Source organism: Sutterella sp. KLE1602, assembly GCF_001578585.1.
Classification (GTDB): Bacteria; Pseudomonadota; Gammaproteobacteria; order Burkholderiales; family Burkholderiaceae_F; genus Sutterella; species Sutterella wadsworthensis_A.
In genome coordinates this window covers 1-19,270 of the sequence record NZ_KQ968541.1, presented here as the reverse complement: position 1 = coordinate 19,270, position 19,270 = coordinate 1, and the positions used below count along the sequence as shown (strand labels likewise).

Sequence of the window (19,270 nt, the reverse complement as noted above, 5' to 3'; positions counted from 1 at the left end):
ACGGGCCCGTGACGATGTCAGTCCGCATCCGCCGCCAGGCGAGATGCGCTTCACCGACAAGAATTCCATTGCAACTGGGAGACCAATCCATGCTGACACCCCGACAGATCGAACAAGTCAAGGCCACCGTGCCGGTACTTCGTGAACACGGCGTTTTGCTCACAACGCACTTCTACCGCCGCATGCTCGAAGGAAATCCCGAACTTCGGAACATTTTCAACCAGGCTCATCAGGCCCGCGGACGTCAGCAGAAGGCACTGGCTGAAGCCGTCCTCGCCTACGCAGAAAACATCGAAAATCCGGCCGTGCTTCTGCCCGCGGTCAAGTTCATCGCCTCGAAGCACGCAACGGTCGGCATCCGCGCCGAGCACTATCCGATTGTCAGCCGGCATCTTCTGGCCTCCATCAGGGAGGTTCTCGGAGAAGCGGCCTCCGATGAACTCCTCGAAGCATGGGGTGCCGCATACGGGCAGCTCGCCGACCTGATGATCGAAGTCGAGAGTGGCATCTACGAGGCTCAGGCGAACGCCGACGGCGGCTGGTCTGGCTGGCGCCCCTTCATCGTCTCGAGACGCGTCGAAGAGACGCCCGACGTCGTGAGCCTTTACCTGACGCCTGCAGATGGCGGGAAGGTGCCTGTCTGGAAGCCCGGCCAGTTCGTGTCGGTGCGCGCCTATCTGCCCGAATTGAAGCTCGTCCAACCGCGCCAGTATTCGCTCTCGGCGGCACCGGAGGACCGGAGCCAGCTCCGCATTTCCGTCAAGCGCATTGCCGCCGCGGGCGATGCCCCCGCCGGCCTCATGTCCAATCATCTGCACAAGTGCCTCAAGGCCGGCGACACCATCGACGTCTCGGCACCCGCCGGCGAATTCCATCTTGCCGAAGGTACGAATCCGGTGTTCCTCGCCGGAGCCGGCATCGGCGTCACTCCGATTTTCGCCATGCTCGAATCGATCGCACGAAACACGCCCGAGCGTCAGGTGACCTTCGTTCAGGTTGCCCGCACGGCGTCTGAACTCGTCTTCGTGAATGAGGTTCGTGAGGCTGCCGGCAAGCTGAAGAACGCGAAGCTGCTTGCATTCGTGACACAGCCTGCCGAAGCCGACACGACCATCAAGTGTCCGTGCGTTAAGCTCGGTGCCCGTCCGAGCGTGGAGGACATCAGGGCGCTTGCACCGTCGGCCGACGTCGACGCCTATCTCTGCGGCCCGGGCGACTTCATGTCAGGGATGCGCGCCGCTCTCGAAGCTGCTGGCGTTCCGGCACGGCAGATCCACGCTGAAGTGTTCGGAACGGGCAGCGAGGCCTGATCCGAATTCTGCGGACCGCTTTCGATCCCTTTAAGGGATCGGGAGCCGTCCAGGCGAAGGCCATGGACGCTGCCGTCCATCGAGTATGATACGGGAATCTCCTCACGGAAATTCCCGTTTTCTCATCCTTTCTCCGAACCGACCATGCACCTGAAGCGATTTACAGACCTTGGCCTGAGAATTCTGATGCACCTTGCCAACGAGGCCGACCCCGAGACGCCCCATTCGGTGCCGGAGCTCTCGAGATTCCTCTGCTGGAACCAGAATCTGGTCATCAAGACCGCAAACGCCATGGTCAAAGCCGGGTGGCTTTCCGCCGTTCGCGGCCGGCACGGCGGGCTCAGGCTGGCCTGCAAACCTGAAGACCTGCGAATCGGCGACGTCGTGCGCACACTCGAAGACAATGACATGCTCGTCGACTGCAACGAGCCGCCCTGTCCCTTTGCCGGCAGATGCGTGCTGATCGATGCGCTCGCCAGAGCCCGGGAAGCCTTCTACAAGGAACTCAACCAATACACGCTCGCCGATCTCCGCCGCAGCGGGCCGGGGAATGGCGTTTCGAACCTGATGTGCTCGAGGGCGCAAACCATTTCCGACGAGCCGGCCGACGACCCGGGCGGGTCAGAACACCGGATGGAACAGGCCTCAGTCAGGCAGCAAGCATGAGACGCACGCCGGGACGGCGCTGCCGTCGGAGGGCTTCAGTGGCTCGTTTCTGACGTGCAGGAACGGGCACTCAAGTCGCGGATAATATGACGGTACCCATGTTGTCCAGAAGGAGCTCCGACCATGAATCACACAAACTTGCATCCCATGCGCCGCCCTGACCGCGCGGCCTCCGAGGACTTTGCCCGCCGCACCGCGAACGAGGCTCCCTACGGCACGCTCGTGACGGCGTCCGCCTCGGGCGAACCGTACGGCACGCCCGTCTCGCCCGTCATCGAGGACGACAAGATCTACTTTCACGCGGCGGCAGGTGCAGGTCGAAAGTTCGAGAACCTCACCTCAAACCCGCGCTGCTCGATGGTCTTCGTCAGCATGACCGAGCCCGACGAACCGGCCTTTTCGATGAACTACCGCTCTGCGGTCTTCGAGGGGCGCGCGACGCTCGTCACGGACGAAATCGAGAAGATGCACGCGCTCTGGCTCATCGGCGCGCGCTGGGCGGGAAGCCAGCCCATTGCGAAGAGGCGTGCCTACATCGAGGGCGACATGGCCCGCTGCGACGTCTGGCGCATCGACGTCGACGTCATCTCCGGGAAGACCCGCGAGATGAGGCGCTGAACAGAGCCTTTTCTCAGAACTTGGGGAACGCCTCGGCCGCCTCGAAGTGCACGGGAATGCCCGTCGTCGGGTGAGGAATCGTGAGCTCGGCCGCATGGAGGCAGAGTCGCGAGGTCTTCTCCTCGGCGAGGATGCCGCGGCTGCCGTAAAAGCTGTCGCCGTCGATCGGAAGGCCGATGCCTGCAGCGTGCGCGCAGTGCACGCGCAGCTGGTGCGTGCGGCCCGTCTCGGGCCAGAGGCTCACGAGGGCCTTGCGCCTGCCGTCGGGCATCGTCTCGACGCGCAGAAGCTCCCAGTCGGTGGCGGCGGGCTTGCCGCCCTCGGCTTCGGAGAGCACGCACTGGCGCGGACGATCAAGCCTGTTGAGGGCGAGCGGAAGCTCGATCCTGCCCGACATCTGCTCGGGGACGCCCTCGAGCCTCGCCACGTAGCACTTCATCGCAAGTCCCTCGCGAAAGCTCTCGTGAAGCGCCTTCTCGGCCCTGAGGTTTCTCGCAAAGAGCAGAACCCCCGAGGTGTCCATGTCGAGCCTGTGCACGATGCGCAGCGGCCCGAACTGCTTTTCAAGAATCTCCTTGGCGGAGGTCGTCTCCCTCACGCCCGGCACCGAGGCGAGCCTCGTCGGCTTGTCGATCACGACGATGTCGTCATCGAAATAAAGCACCGGAAGGGTCTCAAAATCCTCTTCGGACGCGATGGCCGGCACGGGCGCGGCGGGGAGGCCTTCGACGAGACGCTCGTAGAGCCACTTCGCGGCGGCCCTCGGCGGGTAGAAGGTCCCGTCAAATCGTATTTCGTGCGCGGGCGTCGGGCCGCACCACCATTCGGCAAGCCCGATGATCCTCGCGTTCCCCGAGATCCGCCCCCGGACGGCGGCTTCGTTTCGTGCCGCAACGAGCGCCACGACGGGGCTCGTGAGCGCATCCGTCACCGCCATGCGCCAGCCCGCCTTTCTGGTCTCGAGCTCTCGCCCGCCCTGCATTTCGGGCAGATCGGGGTAGGGCTCGAACATCGCCTTGAGAAAGTCCCTCACCGTAAACCTCACGCCGCGTCCGTCGACGAGCGTGCGCTCGGGCACCTCGTCCCTCGACATCCCGGGCCAGAGCGCCGCCGCCCTGAGGGTCGACCAGTCGCGGCCTTCGCCGCCCGCACCGCACAAGGCCTGGCTCACGGGCTCGAAGGCATGCTCGGCATGCACGCCCGCCTCATCCTCGAAGACAAGCACGCCCGCTCGTCCCGTGAAGCCCGCAGGAACGGGGGCGAGGCGCGCCCGGGCGACGAGTTCGGGCGAAGGCGGGGTGCCGAACGGGGAGGGAAAGAGGATTTCGTGCATGGCTCAAGCCTTCATCGAATGTGAGAGGAATGTCGGGATTCTACGGAATCCTCGGCGAACCGCGGAAAATGAGACATGTTAGGCGGTAACATCTAGGGGTTTTTACGGATTTCGTTCGTGTTTTGCGTGTGCTCGAACGCCGAAGGCGGGGAGCGCGCGCTATAGTTTTTTCCTTTCCCTCGTCCGATGCGGCGTCAGACCGCAGGATCGAGGGCCGCGCGGGTGCGTCTGACGCCCGTTCTCGGACCCCCACCATCACACAGGAGCAGCTTTCCATCATGACCAAGCGTCTTAGCCGCGTCTTCCGGTTTGCCGAGCCGATCGTTCACGGCTCGCTCATCCGGCAGATTCTCGTCGCGCTCGTTCTGGGCGCCGCGCTCGCCTTCGTCTGGCCCACGGCCGCGAAGGACGTCGGCATTCTCGGCGAGATCTTCGTGACGGCCCTCAAGGGCGTCGCCCCCGTCCTCGTCTTCGTGCTCGTGACGAGCGCGATTGCGAATTCGTCCATGTCCACCGAGATGCACATCCGTCCGGTGATCGCGCTCTATCTGGCGTCGACCTTCGGTGCGGCCATGGCCTCGGTTGCCGTGAGCTTCATGTTCCCGACGACGATCACGCTCACGGGGGCCGCGCAGTCCTCAGCGGCGCCCGGCGAAATCTCCCAAGTGCTCACGCAGCTCCTTCTCAACGTGGTCGACAATCCCGTGCGCGCCATTGCGAACGCGAACTACATCGGCATCCTCGCCTGGGCGGTGGCCGTGGGCATGATCCTGAGGAAGTCCCGCGAGGAGACCCGCATCGTGCTGGGCGACGCCTCGTCGGCCGTCTCCTCGATCGTGCAGATTGTGATCCGCTTTGCGCCGATCGGCATCTTCGGCCTCGTGTCCCACACGCTCGCCACGGAAGGCTTCCAAGTGATGCTCGAGTACGCGCAGCTTCTTCTCGTGCTGCTCGGCGCCATGGCCTTCGTCGCGCTCGTGCTCAATCCCTTCATCGTCTGGGTCGCCACGCACGACAATCCGTACCCGCTCACCTTCATGGTGCTGCGCGAGTCGGGCGTCTCCGCCTTCTTCACGCGCTCGTCGGCCGCGAACATTCCGGTCAACATGGACATCTGCCGGCGCCTGAAGCTGCCCGAATCCACGTATGCGATCTCGATTCCCGTGGGCTCCACGATCAACATGGCGGGCGCCGCCGTCACGATCACGGTGATCACGCTCTCGGCCGCGCACTCGCTCGGCATCCAGGTCGACATGTTCTCGGCGATCTTCCTCTCCGTCATCGCGAGCGTCTGCGCCGCGGGCACCTCGGGCGTTCCCGGCGGCTCGCTCATGCTGATCCCGCTCGCCTGCGGCCTCTTCGGCATCGACCAGGACACCGCCATGCAGGTCGTGGCCGTGGGCTTCATCATCAGCGTCCTGCAGGACTCGACCGAAACGGGCCTCAACTCCTCCTCCGACGTCCTCTTCACGATCGCCGCCTGCTACCGCGCCGACCGAATCAGGGCCGAGCAGGAGGCCGCGAAAAACAACTGCGGCAATAACTGAGAATATCTGTAAAATACGATGGTTTGCCTAGGGGCGGTCAGTCGAAACCGCCCCAGGGGCAACGCCAGACATTCCGGCGCGGACGGTCGCCTTACGCCGTCCGCGCCTTTTTGCAACCCACATTTTCCCTAGGCATTCCCACACATGACCGAAGCCGACCTGACACCCAAGGCGCCGCTCGTACGCGAGGACGAGCACCCCCAATTTGAAAGAACCATGAAGGCCCGTCACCTGATCATGCTGTCCCTGGGCGGCGTGATCGGGACGGGCCTTTTCTTCAACACGGGCTTCGTGATCGGCCAGACGGGCGCCTTCGGCACCGTCGTCGCCTATCTGATCGGCGCGCTCGTCGTCTACCTCGTCATGCTCTCGATGGGCGAACTGTGCGTCGCGATGCCGCAGACGGGCAGCTTCCACCTCTACGCCTCGACCTTCATTGGGCCGCGCACGGGCTTCACGGTCGCGTGGCTCTACTGGGTGACCTGCACGGTGAGCGTCGGCACGTCGCTCACGGGCGCGGGGCTCGCGATGCAGTACTGGTTCCCGAACGTCGACGTCTGGATATGGTGTCTCTTCTACTGCCTCCTGATTCTGGCGATGAACGTCTTCACGACGAAGTTCTTCGCCGAGGGCGAATTCATCTTCTCGCTCATCAAGGTGATCACGATCCAGGTCTTCATCATCGCGGGCGGCCTCGCCGTCTTCGGCGTCATTCCGCTCTCCGACGGCTCTCCCGCGCCTTACTTCAGCAACCTCACCGAAGGTGGCCTCTTCCCGAAGGGCCTGCTGCCGCTGCTCACGACGATGATCGCCGTCAACTTCGCTTTCTCGGGCACCGAACTCATCGGTGTCGCTGCAGGTGAAACGCAGAATCCCGAGAAGGTCATTCCGATGGCCGTGCGCACGACCGTCGTGCGCCTCGTGCTCTTCTTCATCGGCACGATCGTGATCCTCGCCGCGCTTCTTCCGATGGAGGAGGCCTCGATCCTCAAGAGCCCGTTCGTGACGGTCTTCGAGCGCATCGGCATTCCGTACGCCGCCGACCTCTTCAACTTCGTGATCCTCACGGCCGTCATCTCGGCCGCGAACTCGAACCTCTACGCCGCGGGCCGCATGATCTGGGCCCTCGCACACGACGGCATGCTGCCCGCCTGGGCCTCGAAGCGCACGAAGCGCGGCCTTCCGGTCAACGCCATCATGCTCTCCATGCTCGGCGGTTGGCTCGCTCTCTTCACCTCGGTCTTCGCCGCCGATACGGTCTTCGTGGTCCTCACCGCCATCGTCGGCTTCTCCGTCGTCGCCGTCTGGATTGCCATCAGCGTCGCGCACATCGGCTTTCGCAGGCAGCTCAAGGCCGAAGGCAAGTCCGCCTCCGACCTCGCCTGGCACTCGCCGCTCTTTCCCGTCGTGCCCGTCCTCGCGATCATCCTCTGCTCGGTCGCCTTCATCGGGCTTCTCTTCGACCCCGAGCAGCGACTCGCGCTCTACTTCGGCGTTCCCTTCGCCGCAGCCTGCATGATCCTCTATCCCGTCATCGCACGCCGCCGCGACGCCCGCCGCGAGGCCGCACGCCTCGCCGAAGCCGGCAGGCACTGACACCCTGAAGCCTCTCTGAACACAAACGGCCCCGCTCATGACAGGATGAGCGGGGCCGTTTGCTTTTGGCATTCAGGACCCGTCAGGGCCCTGTTTCCACCTCAAGGCTTTCAGAACGTCCTGAAGGCGAGGGCGGGATCGACGCCGCAGGCGAGCGAGAGCTGCGCGAGCACACGGGCCTTCTGCGGGTTGAGCGTCCCTGCAGGCACGAAGCCCGCATCCTGCCACTCGGCGAGTCCCTCGACGGTCATGCCGCTCGGGGTTCTCGAAGCGCGCACGACGAGTACGCCGTGAGCGGCAGCCTCCATGAGGGCGCCTTCCGTCTTCTCGTGAATCGAGCCGTTGCCGGTCCCCGCATGCACGATTGCACGGGCGCCTGCAGCCATGGCCGCACGAACCATCACGTCGTCGTCGTCGACGTGCGAATACACGATGTCGACGCGGGGCAGGGCGCCGTCGGCCGCAACACGGGCTTCGAGCGCCTCAAGCGTGAAGGGCGTGGCGGCCCCATGGGGCTTTTCGGACCTCGCGATCCACTCGATGTGCGTGCCCGCGATCATGCCGAGCATGCCAAGATCCGGCCCCCTGAAGGTGGCGACATTGGTGGGATGGGTCTTCGTGGCGTCACGCGCGGAGACGATCACGTCGTTGAGCGCGATGAGCACGCCCCGGCCCGCAGCCTTCGGATCGGACGCGATGCGAACGGCGTTGAGAAGGTTGAGGGGCCCCTCGGCCGAAAGGGCCGTGGCGGGACGCATCGCGCCCGTGAGCACGACGGGCTTTTCGCTCTTCACCACCAGATTGAGGAAGAACGCGGTCTCCTCCATCGTGTCGGTGCCGTGCGTAATCACGACGCCCGAGACGTCCTCGCGGCGAAGAGCCTCCTCGACCGCGTTCGCGAGCTTCAACCAGACCTCCGAAGTCATCGAGCTCGAGTCAATGTTCGAGACCCGGGCGGCCTCGACGTCGGCCACGTCGGCCAGCATCGGAACGGCCGAGAGCAGGTCCTCGACGCCGAGCCCCTGAATGCTGTAGCCCGTCATCTGCGTGGCGGACGCGCCCGAACTGACGATGGTGCCGCCCGTGGCGAGAATCACGACCTTGGATGCGCAATGCGGCATGGTGTCTCCTTTGTCTTTTGTCTTGAAGATGGGTTTGTCTGTTTTTTCAATGATCCCAACAGCATACATCGCCGCCGGACAAAAAAGGCCCTCCCGCCGCCGGCGAAAGGACCTTTTCCTCCGTTAAATTCCCGTCAGGGTCTTATTTCCCTGCCGTAAGCCTAACGAGTTCGAGCGTCATCTCGAGCGACTTGTGCAGGCTCGGGAGCGGGAGGAACTCGGCATAGCTGTGGAAGTTGCACGCGCCCGTGAAGTAGTTGGGCGTGACGAGGCCCTTGGCGGAGAGGGCGGAGCCGTCCGTGCCGCCGCGCATGGCGATGGTGTTGGTGGTGATGCCGAGGTTGTCGGCAGCCTTGTAGAGGAGCTCCACCGGCGAGCGGTCGTCGCCGAGGCTGTCGGCGATGTTGGAGTAGACGTCGACGAGTACGGTCTCGATGACGGCGCGCGGATGCTGTGCGCGCACGGCCTCGACCGCCTCAAGCACGAAGGCCTTGCGGGAATCGTAGCGGCTGCGGTCGAAGTCGCGGATGTTCATCGTGAGGCGGCACTCGGCAGCGTTGGCTTCGCAGTCGGTGAACCACCAGTAGCCTTCCTTGCCCTCGGTCTGCTCGGGCGTCTGCAGGCGGTCGAACCTGTTGATGAGGTCGGTCGCAACGAGGAGCGGATTGACGAGCACGCCCTTGGCGCTCATCGGATGCGCCGTCACGCCCTTGATGCGGATCGAGACCGAGCAGGCGTTGAAGGTCTCCCAGACGATTTCGCCAAGCGCGCAGCAGTCGATCGTGTAGGCGAAGTCGACCTTGAACTTCTTGAGGTCAAGGAGCTTGGAGCCGCAAAGACCGATCTCTTCATCGGGCACGAAGGCGACGCGGATGTCGCCGTGCGGACGGTTTTCCCTCGTCACGACGGCGAGCATCGTCATCACGTTCGCAACGGCCGCCTTGTTGTCGGCACCGAGCACGCTCGTGCCGTCCGTAAAGACGATGTCCTGACCCGCATATGCGGCAAGTTCCGGATGCTCCTCGAGACGCACCCAAATGTCCTTTTGGGCATTGAGGAGAACGTCCCCGCCTTCGTAGTGAATCACCTGCGCCTTCACGTCGGGCGAGAGGCTCACGGGCACCGTGTCGAGATGCGCGACCCAGCCCACGGCGGGAGCGCCCTCGACGTTGGCGGGCAGAAGCGCCGTCAGGATGGCGTGTTCGTTCAGTTCGATCTCGACGAGCCCGAGCGCCTCAAGTTCGCGGGCGAGAAGCTTCGCGAGCTCGCGCTGGCCCTCGGAGCTCGGCACGCGGCCGGCCTTCGGGTCGCTCTCGGAGGAGACGGCGACGTAGCGCAGGAAGTTGTCTCTGAGTTCGTCGACATAGGGAAGGTGGATGTCTGTCATGACGACGGTCCTTTTTTCTTGGATTGCAGGAAAATCGGTTTTGCATGAGAAACCCCGCCGGGAGCCGAAAGGGAGGCGTCCTCGACGGGGTGCGGGCAGGGCGCGGTGCGCCTCTTACTTCACGGGCGGGTAGACGTAGCCCGAATCGAAGCCGATCGGGATGCCGATGCCCCAGAAGGCGTAGAGCACGAAGGTAAGCGCGACGAGGAGCGCGAGGGTGTAGGGGATCATCATCGAGCTCAGGGTGCCGACGCCCGCCTGCTTGCAGTACTTCTGGCAGTACATGATGAGGAGCGGATAGAACGGGAACATCGGGGTGCAGACGTTCACGGCCGAGTCGGACACGCGGAAGGCGGCCTGGGTGAGCTCAGGCGAGATGCCGAGCATCATCAGCATCGGGACGAAGATGGTCGAAAGGATCGCCCACTTGGAGGTCGCCGAGGTGATGAGAAGGTTGAGCATGCCGGTGAAGATGATGATGCCCAGCAGCGAGCCCGCCGACGGCATTCCGAGGTCCTTGAGGAACTCGGCGCCCGAGATGGCGAGCAGCGTGCCGATGCCCGACTTGCCGAAGACGTAGAGGAACTGGGCGGCGAAGAAGGCGAACACCATGAAGCCGAGCAGCATCTTCATGACCTCTTCCATCGACTTGATCACGTCGGACGAGGACTTGAAGGTGCCTGCGGCGTAGCCGTAGACGATGCCGGGGAGCGAGAAGAAGATGAAGATGAGCGGAACGATGGCCTGCATGACGGGGGCCTTCGGGCTCGTGAGGGAGCCGTCGGGCGCGCGCAGCATGGAGCCTTCGGGCCAGCAGAGCACGAAGAGCAGGGCGGCGAGGCCGAGGAAGACCGTGCAGGCCTTGCGGTAGGCGCTGTTCTCAAGGGCGCTCACGGGCGTAATCCTGAGGTCGGGATCGTTCTCGAGGCCCTTGTCGAGCGGCATCGTGGCCCAGAGGCGCGGCTCGACGATCTTGTCGGTCACGTACCAGCAGGCGGCGATCACGAAGAAGGTGCCGCCGAGCGCGAAGAAGTAGTTGCAGAGCACGTTCACCGAGTAGGACGCATCGAGCGTCTGGGCGGCAGCCTGGGTGAAGGACTGCATGACGGGGTCGATCACGGACGGCGTGTAGGAGGCCGTGAAGCCGCCCGAGAGACCGGCGAACGAGCAGGCCACGCCCGCGAGCGGATGACGGCCCGCACAATAGAACATCAGGGCTGCAAGCGGCATGAGGATCACGTACACCGAGTCGCTCGCCACATGGCAGAGGATCGAGACGATCACGACGGCCGGCGTGAGCGAGGCGCGCGGGATGTAGCTCATCAGCTTCCTGAGAAGCGTGTGGATGAAGCCCGATCCCTCGGCGATGCCGATGCCGAGCGTCGCCACGAGCGTGATGCCCAGCGGCGGGAAGCCCATGAAGTTCTTCACGGAATTCACGACCAGATCAAGCAGGTTCGCGGGGGCGAGCATGTTCGTCACGGCGATCACGGCACCCGTGGACGGATGCCTGTAGTCGAACGAGACGTAGGAGAGCGCGAGCGAGATCACGAGCGTGATCACGAGCGCCCAAATGAAGAGCATCGTGATGTGCGGCAGCTTGTTGCCTGCCGCCTCAATGGCGTTGAGGAACCGGTTGAGGCTTCCTGCAGCTTGCGGGGGAGTGGGATTCATTTGTAGTCCTTGAGGATGGAAGGACGGCCTCCGTCAGGCAGAGACCGAAGGCTCTATTGTACGGAAAATCCCGAATTCGGTTTTTCGGCCCACAAAGCCTGTGCGACCGACGTCCCCAATTGCCAGTGATGATGGAGATGATTCATGGCCGACATGCCGCAATTGCAACGGAAACACATGACGTCAGCCTCAGCGCGAGCGTGGCGAAAAAGAAATACAATAGCGTCAGAAACGCGTGTTCCCCAGACGTTTTTTGCTCGCGCCGCTTTCAAGCCCGCCGAGCGTCTCTTCGTCGAACCTCAGGCCGCGCTCACCTGGGCCTGGGTCGAAGGCGACGACTTCCGTGCGGGCCGCAGCTTCACGGTTCACCAGGACGACTATCAGAGCCTGATCGGACGCGTGGGCGTGCGCGCGGGCCTTGAGTTCCCGAACGAGAAGAGCACCTTCTACGCCCGTGTTTCGGGCGCCTGGGAGATGATGGGCGAGGACGAATACCATGCCGTCGCCGACGCGGGCAGGGTCGAGTCCTTCCGCACCGAACTTGACGGCGGTTGGAGCGAGTACGCCGTCGGCGCGAACTTCAAGCTCGCACCCAACGCCTTCGTCTGGGCTGACCTTGAAAAGATCGCGGGCGGAGACATCCGTGAAAACTACCGCTACACCATCAGCGCACGCCGGGTCTGGTAAGGCGCCTGAGGGGACTGTAATCCCTTGACGCTCGCCTGAAACACCCCGCCGGTCCTCACGGGCCGGCGGGTTCGTCTTTGGACGATGGGGCTTCAGCGTCGGATAATCGAAGGCGTGCATAATCGATTGAATGATGGAGGCAGTGCCTCCCGGACATCCGCGTCCGGCGCCTCCAGGCAAGACCAACCCAATTGAAGAGGAAGAAAAAGAAGATGTCCATCCTGCGCACCGCCGCCGCGCTTGCAGCCGCCCTTACGCTTTCCACCGCCTTCGCCGCGCCGCCTCCCGAGGTGGTCGAGCTTGAGGGCCAGTGGCGCGGCCGCCTCTGCACGGCCGAGGGCAATCCCACGAAGACGAATCTGAGCATCGACAAGTACGGCTGCTTCGTGCTCTTCCAGACCGACGTCAACGGCGCCGCCCAGTCCGCCGGCACCGTCACGGTGAAGGAAGGCGTTATGACCCTCGTCGACGCCAAGACCGGCCCCTACATGGTGCTTAAGGTCTCCGACGACGGCCGCCTCGTGCAGGACGTCCGCGGCAAGCTCCCGAAGAACTGCTGCTACCTCAAGCGCCGCTGATCCATCAGCCCCGCCTCATTCGAAGCCCCGTCCGCTCCGCGCTCGGGGCTTTTGCACTTTCAGTGTGCGGCGCACGCGCCGCCCCCTCCATCGGGAGTATTTCGCCAGCCGTCCCGATCGTGCATAATGTGCCTCTCATACTAGGAGCAACCCCAATGTCCATCGAGCAGACGCGTGAAATCCTCTCCCATGAAGAACTGTCGGACGCCGACATCGTTCATCTTCTCGGCCTCACGGATCCCGAGGAGTGCGAGCTCCTGCGCAAGACCGCCTACGACAGGACGACGGAGCTGATGGGCAGCTTCGTGTACTACCGCGGCCTCATCGAGTTTTCGAACATCTGCACGGCGAGCTGCCGCTACTGCGGCATTCGTCGCGAGAACCACGACGTCGAGCGCTACACGATGTCGAAGGAGGAGATCGTCGCGGCCGCGAAATGGGCCGCCGATCAGGGCTACGGCTCGATCTGCCTTCAGTCGGGCGAGCGCCGCGACGAGAAGTACATCGCCTTCGTCGAATCGTGCCTTGAGGCGATCCACGAGGCCACGGTCTCGGAGAAGCTCCCCGACGGCGTGGGCGTGACGCTCTCGCTCGGCGAGCAGACGATCGAGACCTACCGCCGTCTCGCAAAGGCCTCGGGCAATCCCTCGAATCTCAGGTACCTCGCCAGATTCGAGACCTCGAACCCCGAGCTCTTCAAGGTCCTTCACGGCGCCCGCGGCGACCATGAGAAGGAGCTTCAGAACCGCTTCCGCATGCTTCGCGACCTTCGCGAGGCGGGCTATCAGGTGGGTACGGGCGTCATGATCGGCATTCCCGGCCAGTCGCTCGAGGACCTCTGCCGCGACATCCGCACCTTCCAGCAGTTCGACGTCGACATGATCGGCATGGGCCCCTACCTCATGAGCGAGGGCGGGGAGCTTCAGGAATACGAGCAGATGGAGCCCAAGGCGCTCCTTCAGCTTGCCCTCAACATGATCGCCGTCACGCGCCTCGTGCTAGGCCCCGTCAACATCGCCGCCGCCACGGCCCTTCAGGCCATCCGCGACGACGGCCGCGAGCTCGGCGTCTCCTACGGCGCCAACGTCGTGATGCCCAACCTCTCGCCACAGCAGTACCGCGAGGGCTACCAGCTCTACGACAACAAGCCCTGCCTTGACGACGAGCCCACCCAGTGCGCCTCCTGCCTCGAAAACCGCCTGCGCCCCATCGGCCGCAGCGTCGGCTGGAACATGAGTGGAAGCTCCCGCAGGTGGCTGCGCCGCAACGGCCGCCCCGACGAGGCCGTACCCGAGGGCCTGCGTACCAAGACCCTCGAAGGCCGCAGGATCATCCCCATCGCTGCGGGAAAAGTTGCGTGAAAACAACACCTGCCCGAAATCCCGCCGCGGCTCCCCGTGTGCCCGGCCTCCGGCAAAGCCCCGCCCCGAGCGGGGCTTTTTTCACCCTTACGTTCCTCATCCACAGGGCATTTTCAGTCCGCCCGTGCAGCAGTCGAAAGCAGGGCGTCCCGCTGGGCGAGAAAACTTTGCAGACGGGGAAAGCGGGAATGAGCGAACGGGTATTGACGTTTTCGCGCCGCCAGGTAGAATGGACGGTTTCCCAAAAACTCGGGTTAACCCGAGCAAGACCCAAGAATCAAATCCCGCCCTCATGAAGTCCGAAATCCGCACGATCCTGCTTGGGATCGGTCAGTTTCTTTTCTGTGCGTTGCTAAGCGCGTCCGCCTACGGCCTCTACGTCCTGAACCTCAGGGTAAGCGTCCCCGTCGAGAGTCTGATCGAGCTGGGCCAGGAAGCGCTGCTCCTTTCGGCGGCGATCTTCACGCTCAGGACCGCGTCGCTTGAGAAGGCGCTCTCGGGCGGGCTGTGGCTCGTCGGCGGCTTTCTCGTCGCGCTCTTCATCCGGGAGCTAGACGGTTGGATCGGCCACGCCTGGGTCTACTGCGAGCTCGTCTGGCTCTGCGGTGTCGCCTGGGCCGTGAAGGCCGCGGGGCTCGGCACCGTCATTCCGGGGCTTGCCCACTTCATCGGCCACCGCGCCTTTCCGATCATGTGCGCGGGCGTAGCGATCCTGCTCGTCTACTCGCGCCTCTACGGCATGCAGACGCTCTGGCTCGCCTATGCGGGCGAGGCCTGCTCGGGCCTTTATTCGGTGAAGACCCTCTCGGAAGAATCCACCGAACTTCTCGCCTACATGATGATCTTCACGAGCGCCGCCTTCTATGCAGGCAACTGCCTGCGAATGCGCCGCCGCAGGGCCCGCGCCGAACGCCTACAGAAGGAGGCCGGCATCAAGACCGTCTGACAAGACCGCAGCCCGCAAAAAGGAAGGGACCCGAATCCTGATGGACATGGGTCCCTTTGTTCATTCCGCCTTCGAAAGCCGTCGGAATCTTTCAGAAGCGTTCGACCGTTTCGGCGCTGTTATTTTAACTTAGCGAGCATTCCGCCCGCGATCGTGCGCACGAGGCAGCGGGGAAGAAATCGGGTCATGAAGGCGCCGAAGCGGTTGGCTGCGCCGTCGAGTACGACGACGCGGCCCGCCATCATGCCCTTGAAGCCCGTTTCGGCCACGCGTTCGGGGTCGGCGGAAAGGCGATCGAAGGGGCTTTCCTGCGAGAGGCCCGCGGTCACACCGAACTGCGTGCGCGTGGGGCCGGGACAGAAGGCGGTGACGGTGACGCCTGAGCCCTTGAGCTCCTCTGCGAGCGACTCGGTGAAGGAGAGCACGTAGCTCTTGGTGGCGCCGTAGACGCCGAGGTAGGGGCAGGGCTGGAAGGCGGCCGTGGAGGCCACGTTCATGATCCTGCCGCGGCCCTCGCGCTTCATGCGGCGCGCCATGCGAAGCGAGAGGCTAGTGAGCGCCATGACGTTGAGCCTGATCATCTTCTTCAACATCGCCTCGTCCATGTCGGACGCAGGACCGAAGGCACCGAAGCCCGCGTTGTTGATGAAGATCTCCGGCACGATCTGCCGATCCGAGAGCCAGCTCGAGATCTGGTCGACCGCACCCGCCGCCGTCAGGTCGAGCGCGAGCAGGTGGGTTTCGGTCCTCAGGTCGCGGCTCAGCACTTCAAGAGCGCGCATGTTGCGGGCGATGAGAAGAAGCCGGTAGCCCTTCTGGGCTGCGAGCTTCGCGAGCTCCCGGCCGATGCCGCTCGAGGCGCCTGTGATGACGGCGAGCGGCTGAATGTGGTCTGGCATCGATCTGACTCACTAGAATGCATGGATGCCGCAAGTGTACAACGGCTTGCGCCCCAACGCCCGCCCCTTCGAGGCGGTAAGACGCCAACACGGGATAGTCCCATACGGCAAACAACCTAGAGACATTGAGCCACCGCATGACAACCCCCATTGAGCGCCCGAACGGGACCGATTCCGGGAAAAATCTGCTTGCACAAATCCTTCTGCTTCTCACGGGCATGGCCGTGCACACGCTCGGCATCGCGCTCATCACGCGGGCAGATCTCGGCACCACGCCCATCAGCACGCTGCCGCTTACGCTCTCGGCCGTGATGGGCGTCACGCTCGGGACGTCCACCTTCATCATCAACATTGCGTTCTTCCTCTCGCAGATCGTGATGCTCGGCTCAAGGTTCGAGCGCCGCCAGTGGCTGCAGCTCCCATCGGTCCTTCTCTTCAGCGCGATGATCGACGCCTGGATGGCGGTTCTCTCCCGCGTCCCCGTCGAGGGTGCCGTTGCGTGCTGGAGCGCCTCGCTCCTGGCGAACGTCGTCATCGCGGCGGGCATTCTTCTGCAGCTTCGCTCGAGCCTCATCCTCCAGCCGATCGACGGCGCCGTGCTTGCCGCCTCGATCGTGACGGGACGTGCGTTCCCGACCATCAAGATCGCCAACGACGTGGGCTGCGTCATCGCGGCCGCCGCGGTCGGCCTCGTCTTTCTCGGAAATCTTTACGGAATCGGCGCGGGCACGCTCGTCTCCGCCTTTGCCGTGGGCTTGCTCATCAAGCGCGTGAAGCCCGTGCTCATGCCCGGAGAACAGCTCTGAGGACGTGTCCCTCCGGTCCCGCATGCCTCAAAGGATCCACGAAAAGACGGCCCGCCTCTCGAATGTGAGAAGCGGGCCGTTCTTCTTCAAGGGACGCCGGGATCCGTCTCAGCCCCTGCGCATCGGGATCATTTCGCCTTGGGCGACGGAACGATCACGAGTGCGGGACGGGTCTGTGCGGGATCGGGCAGGGGAGGCGTCACGGCGAGCGTACCGAACGTCCTTCTGAGTTCGGAGATCTCGCCGAAGCTTATCGCGCGCTGCGGACAGGCTTCGACGCAGATGGGCGCGCCGCCCTTTTCGAGACGATCGAGGCAGCCGTCGCACTTCATCATCTTGCGGGCCTTTTCATCGAGCTGAGGCGCACCGTAGGGGCAGGCCTGCGCGCACATGCCGGGTTCTCGCAGTGGTTGCAGGCGATCGAAACGTACCAGGCGCGGACGTCCTGATGCCAGGCGCCCGTCATGCGGTCCTGACGCCAGCTGCCCGAAGCTTCTTCGAGCACGCGGCGCAGATTGAGGCCGACGGGCAGATTGTGCGCGTCCTTGCATGCAACGGCGCAGGTCCTGCAGCCCGTGCAGCGCGAGACGTCGACGACGAAACCGTATTGCTTTGTCATGTTCTATCTCCTTTTGCTCAAGCCTTGACGACCTCGACGAGGTTGGTATGCTGCGGATTGCCCTTGGCGAGCGGGCTCGGGCGAAGCGACGTGAGCGTATTGATGTTGCCGCCAACGTCGACCCTTCGGCCGTCTTTCATCACGGGCCTGTACCACGCGCCCTGCGGGATCGAGACGACGCCCGGAATGATGCGCGGCGTCACCTTCGCCACAAGTTCGACCGCACCGCGGTCATTGAAGACGCGCACGCGGTCGCCCGAACGGATGCCGCGAGCATCTGCATCGAGCACGTTGATGAGCACCTCGTCGGGGAACTGCTCGCGAAGTGCGGGCAGGTTGTGGAAGGTCGAGTGAATGCGGCCGTGGCCGTGATAACCGTAGCATTGGAGCGGATACTTCTTCTGCAGTGCGTCGCCCGGCATCTCCCAGGTGCGCACGAACATCGGAATCGGCGAAATGACGTCGCCCTTGGGAAGCACCCAGTTCTTCGCGATGTTCGCAAGGCGCTCGGAGTAGATCTCGATCCTGCCCGACGGAGTTTTGAGAGGATTGGCCTTCGGGTCCTTGCGGAACGCCTCGAGCGCGATGCCCGCGTTGGGAAGATCATGGATGTGAGCGGGCCCCGTCTTCCAGAAGGTCGCGAAGTCGGGAAGCGACGGGATCTTGCGGCGCGTTTCGTTGTAGCACCATTCGATCCACTCGAGCTGGGTCTTTCCTTCGGTAAAGGCCTCTTCCTTGCCGAGATGCCTTGCGATGCCGCGGCAGATCTCCCAGGTCGGGCGCTGCTCCCACTGCGGTTCGACCGCCTTGTGAAGCGGCAGGATGGCGGCGGAGTCGCCGTTGGAGCCGCCTGAGGCCGTGACGTCGTCCGCTTCGGGTCCGAGCGTGTCCGGCAGGAGAATGTCGGCGTAGCGGGCCGACGGGGTCATCATGTTGTCGCAGACGACGATGAACTCGCACTTCGAGGTGTCGCGCAGGATTTCGTCCGTCCTGTTCGAATCGCTGTGCTGGTTGATGAGCGTGTTGCCGCCCGAATTGACGATCATCTTGATGTCGTGGCCGAGCGTCTTCACGCCGCGCAGGCCGTCGTGGACGTCATCCATCTCCCTGCCGCGCACGATGGCATCGGTCCAGAGGAAGCACGGAATCGTCGCCTTGACGGGATTGGTGCCGACGGGCAGATAGACTGCGGGCACGGCCGTGTTGCCTTCCTGCTGGCCGGTGCTCGTGCCGGGAAGGCCGACGTTGCCCGTGAGGATCGGAAGCATCGCAATGGCACGGCTCGTCTGTTCGCCGTTGGCCTGCCGCTGCGGGCCCCAGCCCTGTGAGAAGAAGACGGGCTTCGTCGTACCGATCTCCTCGGCGAGCCTCACGATCGTCTCGACGGGGACGCCCGTGATGCGGGAGGCCCATTCGGGCGTCTTCTCGATGCCGTCGGGCCCTCTGCCGAGAATGTGGCTCTTGTAGTCCGAGCCCTTGGGTGCGGAAGCGGGCAGGGTGCCTTCATCGTAGCCCACGCAATATTGGGCGAGGAACGCGTGGTCCACACGGTCGTGAACGATGAGCTCGTGGGCAATCGCCTCCACGAGCGCCGCGTCGGTGCCGGGACGGATCGGGATCCATTCGTCGGCATGCGCGACGGCCGTGTCGCTGTAGATCGGATCGATCACGATCATCTTCGGCTTCCTGCCGCCCTCGGCTTCGCGCGTGCAGGTCATCTGCCAGGACTTTCCGTGTCCGGAGCCGCGCGTGACGGCGGGATTGTGGCCGAAGGTCACGTAGAGCTTCGCATTGGCGATTTCCGAGATGTCAGAGGACGGGCTCGCGCCGTAGGTCATCGGGAAGGCGGCCGAGATCTGAGCAGTCGAATAGGAACCGTAATACTTCAGATAACCGCCGCAGAGATTGAGCAGGCGCCACCAGGCTCGGCGGGAGTTGACGAGCGACTGCTAGCCCGAGCAGTACTGCCAATAGAGCGATTCGTTGCCATACTTCTCGACGGTCTCGCGAAGCTTGTCGGCGACGGTCTTGAGGGCCTCGTCCCAGGAGATGCGCTCGAATCGGCCTTCGCCGCGCTCGCCCACGCGCTTCATAGAAATGCCGCAAGGAAACATCTGACTTC

The 19,270-nt window shown here is 63.9% G+C and carries 17 protein-coding genes and 1 pseudogene; 10 read left to right on the top strand and 8 right to left on the bottom strand.

Translation table 11 applies throughout. The annotated features are described in order from the left end of the window. The first annotated feature begins 89 nt into the window (after window positions 1-89). The 3 genes from hmpA (at window position 90) to HMPREF3036_RS06675 (ending at window position 2,594) form a co-directional block, all read left to right on the top strand. Window positions 90-1,310 (top strand): NO-inducible flavohemoprotein, encoded by a 1,221-nt coding sequence (gene hmpA / locus HMPREF3036_RS06685; protein ID WP_062332820.1) that lies wholly within the window; start codon window positions 90-92, stop codon window positions 1,308-1,310. A 144-nt stretch (window positions 1,311-1,454) separates the two neighbouring features. Further along, a complete protein-coding gene (locus HMPREF3036_RS06680) occupies window positions 1,455-1,976 on the top strand; it encodes an RrF2 family transcriptional regulator (RefSeq protein WP_082897389.1) in 522 nt (173 codons plus the stop codon). 123 nt (window positions 1,977-2,099) lie between these two features. Beyond that, entirely contained in the window at window positions 2,100-2,594 is a 495-nt protein-coding gene (locus HMPREF3036_RS06675; protein ID WP_062332814.1) for a pyridoxamine 5'-phosphate oxidase family protein, read from the top strand. Between the two features lie 13 nt (window positions 2,595-2,607). Here the strand turns inward: HMPREF3036_RS06675 and HMPREF3036_RS06670 are convergent, their stop codons facing one another. Continuing rightward, window positions 2,608-3,927, bottom strand: coding sequence for an RluA family pseudouridine synthase (locus HMPREF3036_RS06670; RefSeq protein ID WP_062332811.1), 1,320 nt, complete (start codon window positions 3,925-3,927; stop codon window positions 2,608-2,610). Window positions 3,928-4,205: 278 nt separating this feature from the next. On the opposite strand from HMPREF3036_RS06670, the gene sstT reads away from it, so the two are divergent. Both sstT and HMPREF3036_RS06660 read left to right on the top strand, forming a co-directional pair. Then, entirely contained in the window at window positions 4,206-5,474 is a 1,269-nt protein-coding gene (gene sstT, locus HMPREF3036_RS06665; protein ID WP_062332808.1) for a serine/threonine transporter SstT, read from the top strand. A gap of 144 nt (window positions 5,475-5,618) precedes the next feature. Continuing rightward, window positions 5,619-7,070: an amino acid permease gene (locus HMPREF3036_RS06660; protein WP_062332807.1), complete on the top strand. Its 1,452-nt coding sequence runs from the start codon at window positions 5,619-5,621 to the stop codon at window positions 7,068-7,070. A 110-nt stretch (window positions 7,071-7,180) separates the two neighbouring features. Here HMPREF3036_RS06660 and HMPREF3036_RS06655 read toward each other — a convergent pair whose 3' ends face one another. The 3 genes from HMPREF3036_RS06655 to HMPREF3036_RS06645 form a co-directional block, all read right to left on the bottom strand. Continuing rightward, window positions 7,181-8,191, bottom strand: a complete 1,011-nt coding sequence (locus HMPREF3036_RS06655) for an asparaginase (RefSeq protein WP_062332803.1) — start codon at window positions 8,189-8,191, stop codon at window positions 7,181-7,183. Window positions 8,192-8,333: 142 nt separating this feature from the next. Then, window positions 8,334-9,578 (bottom strand): peptidase T, encoded by a 1,245-nt coding sequence (pepT, locus tag HMPREF3036_RS06650; RefSeq protein WP_062332800.1) that lies wholly within the window; start codon window positions 9,576-9,578, stop codon window positions 8,334-8,336. Window positions 9,579-9,692: 114 nt separating this feature from the next. Continuing rightward, on the bottom strand, window positions 9,693-11,252 hold the full coding sequence (locus tag HMPREF3036_RS06645; protein ID WP_062332796.1) for an AbgT family transporter: 1,560 nt from the start codon (window positions 11,250-11,252) through the stop codon (window positions 9,693-9,695). Between the two features lie 177 nt (window positions 11,253-11,429). Here HMPREF3036_RS06645 and HMPREF3036_RS06640 point away from each other — a divergent pair, with 177 nt between their 5' ends. From HMPREF3036_RS06640 to HMPREF3036_RS06625, 4 genes are all read left to right on the top strand, one after another. Further along, window positions 11,430-11,939, top strand: a complete 510-nt coding sequence (locus HMPREF3036_RS06640) for an autotransporter domain-containing protein (protein ID WP_062332793.1) — start codon at window positions 11,430-11,432, stop codon at window positions 11,937-11,939. 191 nt (window positions 11,940-12,130) lie between these two features. Then, the gene (locus HMPREF3036_RS06635; RefSeq protein ID WP_038006940.1) at window positions 12,131-12,517 is read left to right on the top strand and encodes a hypothetical protein; all 387 of its coding nucleotides are present in this window, start codon (window positions 12,131-12,133) and stop codon (window positions 12,515-12,517) included. 155 nt (window positions 12,518-12,672) lie between these two features. After that, window positions 12,673-13,878, top strand: coding sequence for a [FeFe] hydrogenase H-cluster radical SAM maturase HydE (gene hydE / locus HMPREF3036_RS06630; RefSeq protein WP_062332789.1), 1,206 nt, complete (start codon window positions 12,673-12,675; stop codon window positions 13,876-13,878). A 292-nt stretch (window positions 13,879-14,170) separates the two neighbouring features. Continuing rightward, window positions 14,171-14,824, top strand: a complete 654-nt coding sequence (locus tag HMPREF3036_RS06625) for a hypothetical protein (RefSeq protein WP_062332785.1) — start codon at window positions 14,171-14,173, stop codon at window positions 14,822-14,824. Between the two features lie 119 nt (window positions 14,825-14,943). On the opposite strand, the gene HMPREF3036_RS06620 is transcribed toward HMPREF3036_RS06625, so the two are convergent. Then, on the bottom strand, window positions 14,944-15,723 hold the full coding sequence (locus HMPREF3036_RS06620; RefSeq protein ID WP_062332782.1) for an SDR family NAD(P)-dependent oxidoreductase: 780 nt from the start codon (window positions 15,721-15,723) through the stop codon (window positions 14,944-14,946). 137 nt (window positions 15,724-15,860) lie between these two features. Here HMPREF3036_RS06620 and HMPREF3036_RS06615 point away from each other — a divergent pair, with 137 nt between their 5' ends. Further along, on the top strand, window positions 15,861-16,529 hold the full coding sequence (locus HMPREF3036_RS06615) for a YczE/YyaS/YitT family protein (protein WP_062332779.1): 669 nt from the start codon (window positions 15,861-15,863) through the stop codon (window positions 16,527-16,529). A gap of 128 nt (window positions 16,530-16,657) precedes the next feature. On the opposite strand, the gene HMPREF3036_RS12270 is transcribed toward HMPREF3036_RS06615, so the two are convergent. The 3 genes and pseudogenes from HMPREF3036_RS12270 to HMPREF3036_RS06605 form a co-directional block, all read right to left on the bottom strand. Further along, the gene (locus tag HMPREF3036_RS12270) at window positions 16,658-16,921 is read right to left on the bottom strand and encodes a 4Fe-4S dicluster domain-containing protein (RefSeq protein ID WP_231853591.1); all 264 of its coding nucleotides are present in this window, start codon (window positions 16,919-16,921) and stop codon (window positions 16,658-16,660) included. After that, the gene (locus HMPREF3036_RS12265; protein ID WP_231853590.1) at window positions 16,861-17,148 is read right to left on the bottom strand and encodes a 4Fe-4S dicluster domain-containing protein; all 288 of its coding nucleotides are present in this window, start codon (window positions 17,146-17,148) and stop codon (window positions 16,861-16,863) included. Before HMPREF3036_RS12265 ends, HMPREF3036_RS12270 begins: the two co-directional genes overlap by 61 nt. 17 nt (window positions 17,149-17,165) lie before the next feature. Further along, window positions 17,166-19,241, bottom strand: a pseudogene (locus HMPREF3036_RS06605) (DMSO/selenate family reductase complex A subunit). Between the last annotated feature and the right edge of the window lie 29 nt (window positions 19,242-19,270).